Origin of the sequence: Brevundimonas sp. (assembly GCF_044239655.1) — a bacterium.
GTDB lineage: Bacteria > Pseudomonadota > Alphaproteobacteria > Caulobacterales > Caulobacteraceae > Brevundimonas.
In genome coordinates this window covers 1-9,000 of the sequence record NZ_JBIIAY010000122.1, presented here as the reverse complement: position 1 = coordinate 9,000, position 9,000 = coordinate 1, and the positions used below count along the sequence as shown (strand labels likewise).

The 9,000-nt window shown below is 66.6% G+C and carries 11 protein-coding genes and 2 riboswitches; of the genes, 10 read left to right on the top strand and 1 reads right to left on the bottom strand.

The features are described from left to right. The 3 genes from argS to ACILQR_RS13820 form a co-directional block, all read left to right on the top strand. The coding region (argS, locus tag ACILQR_RS13830; RefSeq protein WP_395651978.1) for an arginine--tRNA ligase at positions 1-574 on the top strand (574 nt) is incomplete at its 5' end. Positions 575-613: 39 nt separating this feature from the next. After that, entirely contained in the window at positions 614-778 is a 165-nt protein-coding gene (locus tag ACILQR_RS13825; protein WP_395651977.1) for a FitA-like ribbon-helix-helix domain-containing protein, read from the top strand. After that, positions 775-1,782 (top strand): adenosine deaminase, encoded by a 1,008-nt coding sequence (locus ACILQR_RS13820; protein ID WP_395651976.1) that lies wholly within the window; start codon positions 775-777, stop codon positions 1,780-1,782. Before ACILQR_RS13825 ends, ACILQR_RS13820 begins: the two co-directional genes overlap by 4 nt. A 6-nt stretch (positions 1,783-1,788) precedes the next feature. Here ACILQR_RS13820 and ACILQR_RS13815 read toward each other — a convergent pair whose 3' ends face one another. Next, positions 1,789-2,823 carry an alpha/beta hydrolase gene (locus ACILQR_RS13815; RefSeq protein ID WP_395651975.1) on the bottom strand — a complete coding sequence of 345 codons (1,035 nt, stop codon included), beginning with the start codon at positions 2,821-2,823 and terminating at the stop codon, positions 1,789-1,791. Positions 2,824-2,929: 106 nt separating this feature from the next. After that, a riboswitch (glycine riboswitch) is annotated at positions 2,930-3,027 on the top strand. Between the two features lie 4 nt (positions 3,028-3,031). Further along, a riboswitch (glycine riboswitch) is annotated at positions 3,032-3,137 on the top strand. A 59-nt stretch (positions 3,138-3,196) separates the two neighbouring features. Between ACILQR_RS13815 and gcvT the strand changes: the two genes are divergently transcribed. From gcvT to ACILQR_RS13780, 7 genes are all read left to right on the top strand, one after another. Beyond that, a complete protein-coding gene (gene gcvT / locus ACILQR_RS13810; protein WP_395651974.1) occupies positions 3,197-4,309 on the top strand; it encodes a glycine cleavage system aminomethyltransferase GcvT in 1,113 nt (370 codons plus the stop codon). Positions 4,310-4,318: 9 nt separating this feature from the next. After that, positions 4,319-4,684 carry a glycine cleavage system protein GcvH gene (gene gcvH / locus ACILQR_RS13805; RefSeq protein WP_395651973.1) on the top strand — a complete coding sequence of 122 codons (366 nt, stop codon included), beginning with the start codon at positions 4,319-4,321 and terminating at the stop codon, positions 4,682-4,684. A 46-nt stretch (positions 4,685-4,730) separates the two neighbouring features. After that, positions 4,731-6,077, top strand: coding sequence for an aminomethyl-transferring glycine dehydrogenase subunit GcvPA (gene gcvPA / locus ACILQR_RS13800; RefSeq protein WP_395651972.1), 1,347 nt, complete (start codon positions 4,731-4,733; stop codon positions 6,075-6,077). A 2-nt stretch (positions 6,078-6,079) separates the two neighbouring features. Then, positions 6,080-7,651 carry an aminomethyl-transferring glycine dehydrogenase subunit GcvPB gene (gene gcvPB, locus ACILQR_RS13795; RefSeq protein ID WP_395651971.1) on the top strand — a complete coding sequence of 524 codons (1,572 nt, stop codon included), beginning with the start codon at positions 6,080-6,082 and terminating at the stop codon, positions 7,649-7,651. A gap of 42 nt (positions 7,652-7,693) precedes the next feature. Next, the gene (locus ACILQR_RS13790) at positions 7,694-7,891 is read left to right on the top strand and encodes a type II toxin-antitoxin system HicB family antitoxin (protein WP_395651970.1); all 198 of its coding nucleotides are present in this window, start codon (positions 7,694-7,696) and stop codon (positions 7,889-7,891) included. After that, positions 7,888-8,100 carry a type II toxin-antitoxin system HicA family toxin gene (locus ACILQR_RS13785; RefSeq protein ID WP_395651969.1) on the top strand — a complete coding sequence of 71 codons (213 nt, stop codon included), beginning with the start codon at positions 7,888-7,890 and terminating at the stop codon, positions 8,098-8,100. Before ACILQR_RS13790 ends, ACILQR_RS13785 begins: the two co-directional genes overlap by 4 nt. 37 nt (positions 8,101-8,137) lie before the next feature. Next, a partial coding sequence (locus tag ACILQR_RS13780; RefSeq protein WP_395651968.1) for an SDR family oxidoreductase occupies positions 8,138-9,000 on the top strand: 863 nt, incomplete at its 3' end.

Genomic DNA, 9,000 nt, shown 5'->3' with positions numbered 1-9,000 from the left:
GTTGAAACTCCACGACCTGATCACACAGGCCCGGGACAAGGCTCGCGCTCGCCTGACCGAGGCCAATCTCGGCGTCGACCTGTCGCCCGACGAGTTCGAAGCCACGGCTCACAAGGTCGCTATCGCCGCGCTGAAATTCGCCGACCTGTCGAACAGCCGCACCACCAGCTACGTCTTCGACCTCGATCGATTCATGAGCTTCGAGGGCAAGACCGGGCCGTACCTGTTGTACCAGGTCGTCCGCATCCGCTCCCTGCTGCGCCGTGCCGCGGAACAGGGCGCGGGACTGTCGCCGATCGCCATCGCCGAACCGGCCGAACGCGACCTGGCCCTGACCCTGGACGCCTTCGATCAGGCGGTGTCGGACGCCTACGACAAGCGGATGCCGCACCTGATCGCCGAACACGCCTACCGGCTGGCCCAGAGTTTCTCGAAATTCTACGCCGCCTGCCCGGTACTGATCGCGCCCGATGAGGCGACGCGCGGCTCGCGCCTGGCCCTGTCGAAGGCGGCGCTGGATCAACTGGTGCTGGCGCTGGACGTGCTGGGGATCGAGACGCCGGAGCGGATGTAGCGGCTAGTTCTTGTTCCGATCCTCTGGCAAGTATCGGTCATGCCAGCAGACATCGACATACCCGATATCGAAGACGACCTGATGCGGCGTCTGGAGCTCAGAGCTGCAATGAACGGACGTTCGGTCGAAGACGAAGCTCGTGCGATCTTGGTCGCGGCGGCTCTTGACGGCCTCCAGCCCATCTCGACAGGGGCGCATGAATGACCCTCGACACCTTCATCGCCGGCCTGCCCAAGGCCGAACTGCACCTGCATATCGAGGGCAGTCTCGAGCCCGAGCTCATGTTCGCCCTGGCCGAGCGAAACAAGGTCGCTATCCCGTTCGACAGTGTCGAGGCAGTGCGTGCCGCCTACGACTTCTCGAACCTCCAGGACTTTCTCGACATCTATTACGCCGGGGCCAATGTCCTGCTGACCGAGCAGGACTTCCACGACCTGGCCTATGCCTATTTCCAGCGGGCGGCCGCCGACACCGTGCGCCACGCCGAAATCTTCTTCGACCCCCAGACCCACACCGATCGGGGCATCCCGTTCCAGGTCGTCGCCGACGGTCTGTTGTCCGGCATGAAGGCGGCCGAGACGGAGCTGGGCGTCAGTTCGCAGCTGATCCTTTGCTTCCTGCGTCACCTCGACGAGGATGCCGCCTTCACAACCTTGCGGCACGCTGAACCGTGGCTGGACCGGATCCGCGGTGTCGGGCTGGATTCGTCCGAGGTCGGCCACCCACCGTCCAAGTTCCAGAAGGTTTTCGCCGCCGCCGGCTCCATGGGGCTGAAGCGCGTCGCCCATGCGGGGGAGGAGGGGCCGCCGGCCTATGTCTGGGAGGCGCTGGACCTGTTGAAGATCGACCGGATGGACCACGGCAATCGCTCGATGGAGGATCCGGCCCTGGTCGAGCGATTGGCGAAATCCGGCATGACCCTGACGGTCTGCCCCCTGTCGAACCACAAGCTTTGCGTCGTCGATGACCTGAAGGACCACCCGGTGCCGGAGATGCTGCGTCAGGGTCTGCACGTCACGATCAACTCGGACGACCCGGCCTATTTCGGCGGCTATGTGAACGAGAACTATCGACAGCTGGCCCAGGCCGTCGGCCTGACGCGCGAGCAAGTCACCCTGCTCGCGCGCAACAGTTTCGAGGGCGCGTTCCTGACCTCGGCGGAGAAGGCGGCGTACGTCGACGAGGTCGAGGCCTACGCCGCCCTCTGATCGCCGTCAGATCGGCAGGATCGCCGTGCCGAACGCCCGCTTCAGCTCGTGGGCCGCGAACTGCTGGGCCACGGCCGCGTCCGGCACCACCAGCCCCATGCCGAAGAACTCGTGCGTCGAACCGTTGAAGGTCTTGGACCGGGTATCGATACCAGCGGCTTCCAGCAGTTCGGCCAGTTTCTCGCCCTCGGTCCGCAGGGGGTCGATCTCGGCGGTGATGACCGTGGACGACGGCAGGCCCCGCAGGTCGGCATTGCCGACGACATTGACGCGCGGGTCGATCAGGTCGGACGGGTCAGCGAAGATCTGTTTCACGAACCATTCGATCATCGGCTTGTTCAACGGCTTGGCCGTGGCGTTCTCGCGGTAGCTTTCGTTGTCGAGGTCGGTGCCGACCAGCGGATAGACCAGCACCTGGTGCATCGGCGCTTGCAGCCCCTGATCGCGCGCCGCGATTGAGACATTGATGGCCAGATTGCCGCCCGCGCTCTCGCCCATCACCGCGATCCTGCGGGGATCGCCGCCGATCGACTGGGCATTGGCGACGGCCCATTTCCATGCGGCGACCGCGTCCTCATGCGCCGCCGGGAATTTGTTCTCGGGGGCCTGGCGATAGTGGACCGACAGCACCACCACGTCGGCAAACCGTGACACCCCGCGCGGCCCGCCGTCGTAGACGTCCAGATCGGCGATGACGAAACCGCCGCCATGGAAATAGACGACCAGCGGCTTGAGGTCGTCGCTGTCGGGATCGGGGCTGTAGACGCGGGCTTTCAGTGGGCCCGCCGCCCCGTCGATCACGATGTCGCGGGTCTGGACGCCCATCGTCGGGTTCTCGTCCTTGACGGTGTCATGCAGGATTTTCTTCACCGCATCGGTGGGCGTCGGCTGCAGCCGCGCCTCCTGTGCCGTCAGGGTCTCGATCGGCTTGCCGCCCAGCCCGGCCAGGGTGTCCAGCACCTTGCCCATGGCCATGTCGGGCTTGGCCGGTGTGTCGCGCGGCGTTTCGTCCTTGCCGAGAATTTTATCGAGGATGGACATGGGCTTCTCTTGAATCTGGAGGGTGGGATGCTCGGTAAATCCCGCTCTCCGGCCATTGTTCCTCCGCCCAAGCTTGACTTGCCGCGTGAGTCGAGGCCTACGTCACTTCGCTCTCGCGGGAGAGATCGGCGGCTTACGACAGCCGCCGGAGCCGAAGGCGCAACCGCCCCGGAAACGCTCAGGCAAACGGACCGCGAGGACATTCGGACGCTGGAAAGTCGATCCCCGGATCGCGCCGACGGAGCAAGCTTGTCATCCCGGACGGCCTCGGCCGAGCCGGGACGAGCGGAATCTCTCAGGCTTCACAGACAGCGGGGGCGCGAGGACGGCGGAGCTTTCCGCCTCAAGACGCGACTCTGAAAGGCCGGATGACATGACCGAAACTCTGAAGACCACGCCCCTGAACGCCGCGCACCGCGCGCTGGGGGCCCGCATGGTCGGCTTCGGCGGCTATGACATGCCGGTCCAGTACGAGGGGGTCCTGGCCGAACACCGCTGGACCCGCGAACACGCCGGCCTGTTCGACGTCAGCCACATGGGCCAGTGCAAGATCACCGGCGCCGACGCCATCAGCCAGTTCGAGCGGTTCGTGCCCGGCGACTACGCGGTCCTGAAGGCGGGCAAGCAGAAATACTCCCTGCTGCTGAACGAAAGCGGCGGCATCATCGACGACCTGATGGCCGGAAAGCCCGACCACGACGGCCTGTTCGTCGTCGTCAACGCCGGCAACAAGGACGAGGATTTCGCCTTCTGGTCTGAACACCTGACCGGCGACGCCACCCTGACCGTGCTCGCCGACCGCAGCCTGATCGCCATCCAGGGACCGGAAGCCGCCGAGGTCATGGTCGCGCACGAGCCGGTGCTGGCCGAGATGGCCTTCATGGACTCCGCCCGGCTGATGCTGTTCGGCGTCGACTGCTACGTCTCCCGCTCGGGCTACACCGGTGAGGACGGCTACGAGATTTCCGTGCCGAACGCCGACGCCGAACGCATCTGGAACACCATCCTTCAGGACGCCCGCGTCAAGCCGATCGGTCTGGGTGCCCGCGACAGCCTGCGGCTTGAGGCCGGCCTGCCGCTGCATGGCCACGACATCGATCCGACCACCTCGCCGGTCGAGGGGGCCCTGACCTTCGCCCTGTCGAAATCGCGCAAGGAGGCGGCCAACTTCAACGGCGCCGATCGCATCCTGAAGGAATTGGCCGACGGTCCGAGCCGCGTCCGTGTCGCCCTCAGCGTCAAGGAAGGCGCTCCCGCTCGCGAAGGCGCAGAGATCGCCGATGCGGACGGAAACGTCATTGGCAAGGTCACCTCGGGCGGCCCCTCGCCGACGCTCGGCCGCAACATCGCCATGGGCTATGTCCCGCCGAAATACGCCGATCTGGGCACCGACCTGAAGGTCATCGTGCGCGGCAAGCCCGCCGCCGCCGAGGTCGTCCCCATGCCCTTCGTCGCCACCCGCTATCACCGCAAACCCAAAGCCTAGAGATCAGCCATGAAGTTCACCAAGGATCACGAGTGGGTCAGCCTGGACGGCGACGTCGCCACCGTCGGCATCTCCAAACACGCCGCCGATGCGCTCGGTGACGTGGTGTTCGTGGAAGTCCCCGAGGTCGGCAAGACCGTGACCAAGGGCGACAGCTTCGCCGTCGTCGAGAGCGTCAAGGCCGCCTCCGACGTCTATGCCCCCGTCTCCGGCGAGGTGGTCGAGGCGAATGATGCCCTGGGCACGGCTCCGGAAACCGTGAATGCCGATCCCGTCGGTGCCGGCTGGTTCGCGAAGATCAAGGTTTCCGACGCCTCCGCGCTCGACGCCCTGATGGATCAGGCCGCCTACGACGAATACCTGACCACCCTCTGATTGATAGTCAGAGGCTCTTCCCGGCTCCCCACGGAAAGCTTTACGCATGCGCTACCTCCCCCTGACCCCCGACGACCGCACGGCGATGCTGTCCGCCATCGGCGTGAGCTCGATCGACGACCTGTTCGTCGACGTGCCCGGCCCGGCCCAGCGCGACGGCTTCGTCGATCTGCCGCGCGTGGCGGGCGAGCTCGAGGTCGAGCGGGCCCTGTCGAAGATGGCGGGTCGCAATGTCTCGGCGGGATCGGTGCCCTTCTTCTGCGGGGCCGGTGCCTACAAGCACCATGTCCCGGCGACCGTGGACCACGTCATCCAGCGCTCGGAGTTCCTGACCAGCTACACCCCCTACCAGCCCGAAATTGCGCAAGGGACCCTGCAATACCTGTACGAGTTCCAGACCCAGGTCGCGAACCTGACCGGGATGCCGGTCGCCAATGCCAGCCTCTATGACGGCTCGACCGCCATGGCCGAGGGCGTGCTGATGGCGACGCGGGTGACGCGCCGGAACAAGGCGATCATCTCGGGCGGAGTCCATCCCCACTATGTCCGGGCCACCGAGACCGTGGTCCACGCGGTCGGCGTCGAGACCCAGGCCCTGACCGCTGCGATCGACGCCGAGGCGGCCGTCATCGACGCCATCGACAAGGACACGGCCTGCGTCGTCGTCCAGACCCCCAACGTCTTCGGCACCGCCACCGACGTCACGAAGATCGCCGAGGCCGCCCACGCCGCCGGTGCCCTGCTGATCGTCGTGGTCACCGAGGCCGTCTCGATGGGCCTGCTGAAATCGCCGGGCGAGATGGGGGCCGACATCGTCGCCGCCGAGGGTCAGTCGATCGGCAACGCCCTCAATTTCGGCGGCCCTTACGTCGGCCTGTTCGCCTGCCGCGAAAAGCTGGTCCGCCAGATGCCCGGCCGCCTGACCGGCGAGACGGTGGACGCCGACGGCACGCGCGGTTTCGTCCTGACCCTGTCGACCCGCGAGCAGCACATCCGCCGCGACAAGGCGACCTCGAACATCTGTACCAACTCCGGCCTCTGCACCCTGGCCTTCACGATCCACATGAGCCTGCTGGGCGAGACGGGCCTGCGCAAACTGGCCCTGCTGAACCACGAGAAGGCTCTGGCCACCCGCGATGCCCTGGCCGCCATCCCCGGCGTCGAGATCCTGACCCCGCGCTTCTTCAACGAGTTCGCGGTGCGCCTGCCGAAGAACGCGGCCGAGGTGGTTTCGACCTTGGCCGACCACCACGTGCTGGCGGGCGTGCCCTACAGCCGCCTCGCGCCCGACGCCGGCATGGACGACGTCCTGCTGGTCGCCGCCACCGAGACGACGATGGACGTCGACATCCAGATCCTCGCCAAATCGCTGACCAAGGTCCTGGGAGCCTGACCATGAGCACCATGAACACCGTCGGCCGTCCGACCGCCCCGAACGCCGTCCAGTCCAAGCCCGCCACCCTGACCGGCGCGCGTGGCCTGTTGCAGGACGAGCATCTGATCTTCGAGAGCGATGGCTGGGGCAAGACCGGCGTCGATCTGCCGGAACCCACAACGGACGGTTCTGATCTGGGCGACCTGGTCCGCAAGGATCCGATCGGCCTGCCGGGCCTGTCGGAGCCAGAGACGATGCGTCACTACGTCCGGCTGAGCCAGAAGAACCACGCCATCGACCTGGCCATATATCCGCTGGGCTCGTGTACGATGAAGCACAATCCGCGCCTGAACGAGAAGATGGCGCGCCTGCCGGGCTTCTCGGACATCCACCCCTTGCAGCCGATCTCGACGGTGCAGGGCGCGCTGGAGCTGATGGATACCCTGTCGCACTGGCTGAAGACCCTGACCGGGATGCCGGCCGTCGCCCTGTCGCCCAAGGCCGGGGCCCACGGTGAACTGTGCGGCCTGATGGCCATCCGCGCGGCGCACGAAGCATCCGGCGAACACGTGAAGCGCCGCAAGGTGCTGGTGCCGACCTCCGCCCACGGCACCAACCCGGCCACCGCCGCCTTCGTCGGCTATACGGTCGTGGAGGTCGCCCAGACGGACGACGGCCGCGTCGATGTCGCCGACCTCGCGTCCAAGCTCGGCGATGACGTCGCCGCCATCATGGTGACCAACCCCAACACCTGCGGCCTGTTCGAGCGGGACATCCTGGAGATCAGCCGCCTGACGCATGAGGCAGGCGCCTATTTCTACTGCGACGGTGCCAACTTCAACGCCATCGTCGGCCGGGTCCGCCCCGGCGATCTCGGCGTCGACGCCATGCACATCAACCTGCACAAGACCTTCTCGACGCCCCACGGCGGTGGCGGTCCGGGCGCGGGCCCGGTGGTGCTGTCGGCGGCGCTCGCCCCCTTCGCTCCCGCCCCCTGGGTCGTTCACGACGACAACGGCTACAGCCTGATCGAGCGGGAGGAGGGCGATGCGGCCCAGGCCTTCGGTCGCCTGTGCGCCTTCCAGGGCCAGATGGGCATGTACACCCGCGCCCTCAGCTACATGATGAGCCACGGCTCGGACGGCCTGCGCCAGGTGGCCGAGGACGCTGTGCTGAACGCCAACTACATCAAGGCCCGCCTGTCGGACCTGATGAGCCCGGCCTTCCCCGACGGTCCCTGCATGCACGAGGCCCTGTTCGACGACGAATGGCTGAAGGGCACGGACATCACCACGCTCGACTTCGCCAAGGCGATGATCGACGAGGGCTTCCACCCGATGACCATGTATTTCCCCCTGGTCGTCCACGGGGCCATGCTGATCGAGCCGACCGAGACCGAGTCGAAACAGGAGCTGGATCGCTTCATCCACGCCATGCGTGCCCTGGCCGGCGCGGCCAAGGCCGGCGACGTCGACCGCTTCAAGGGTGCCCCCTTCCACGCCCCGCTGAAGCGCCTGGACGAAACCCGCGCCGCCCGCTCGCCGGTCCTGCGCTGGACCGCGCCGCAAGGGACCAATATCGCGGCGGAGTAGGGCAGACTGGACATCGGCCGCCATTCGCGAGACGTTCAGACCATGCAGGTCGATGTTGAGCAGGAAGAAGACGGGCGCTGGATCGCTGAAGTTGAGGCGGTTCCGGGTGCGTTGGCCTATGGCTCCACGCGCGGCGAGGCCATTGCCAGGGTCGAGGCATTGGTTTTGCGCGCCTTGGCGGATCGGCTCGAGAATGGCGAACCGGCCCCCGAACTCGGCGGCTTCTTCGCCGCAGCATGAGCCAGTGGCCCAGCGCAAAGGCGCGTCGAGTTCTTGCGGCGCTGAAGCGCCTGGGGTGGGCCGAGAAGCGCAGGACTGGATCGCACCGAACCCTGTCACGCCTCGGATGGGCCGACGTGATCTTCGCCTTTCACGACGATGATGAGATCGGCCCACGGATGATGGCCCGGATCGCCAAGACCACGGGACTGACACCTGGCGATCTTTGACCTTGCGGTGGGGACAGGGGGCACCGACATCGTGGGTATGCCCACCTTCACCGTTCGCGACATCCCAGACCTCTCCGGCAAGCTGGCGGTCGTCACCGGCGCGACCGGCGGGCTGGGGCTGGAGACGGCGCTGGGCCTCGCCGGTGCAGGGGCCGAGGTCGTGTTGGTGGGCCGCAATCCGGCCAAGGGCAGGGATGCCGCCGCCCTGATCCGGGATCGTCATCCGGCGGCCAGGGTCTGGTTCGAGCAGGTCGATCTGGCCAGTCTGGATTCGATCAAGGAGTTCGCCGATGAGATGCTGGCCGAGGGTCGGCCGATCGACATCCTGGTCAACAACGCCGGCGTCATGGCCCTGCCGAAGCGCCAGACCACGGCGGACGGGTTCGAGATGCAGTTCGGGACCAACTACCTGTCCCATTTTGCCCTGACGGCGCAGCTGCTGCCCTTGCTGAGGGCCGGGCAGGCGAGGGTGGTCCAACTGGCCAGCATCGCTCACAAGGGCGGGGCGATCCGTCTCGACGACCTCAACCATGAAGCCGGCTACAGGCCCTGGCCCGTCTATCAGCAGTCCAAGCTGGCCATGCTGATGTTCGCCATCGAACTGCAAGGGCGCAGCGACGCCAATGGCTGGGGTCTGACCAGTGTGGCCGCCCACCCGGGCTATGCCCGCACCGACCTGATCGCAAATGGACCCATGGTCGACAGCGGTCTTGCCCTGGAAGGGTTCAGGCGGCTGTTCCGGCCCCTGATCGAGCCCCTGGTCAGCCATGATGCTTCCGCAGGGGCCCTGCCGATCCTGATGGCGGCGACCCAGCCGAACGTGACGCCCGGCGGCTACTATGGCCCTCAGGGCTGGCAGGACCTGAAAGGGCCGCCCGGTCCGGCCCGGATCAGCCCGCA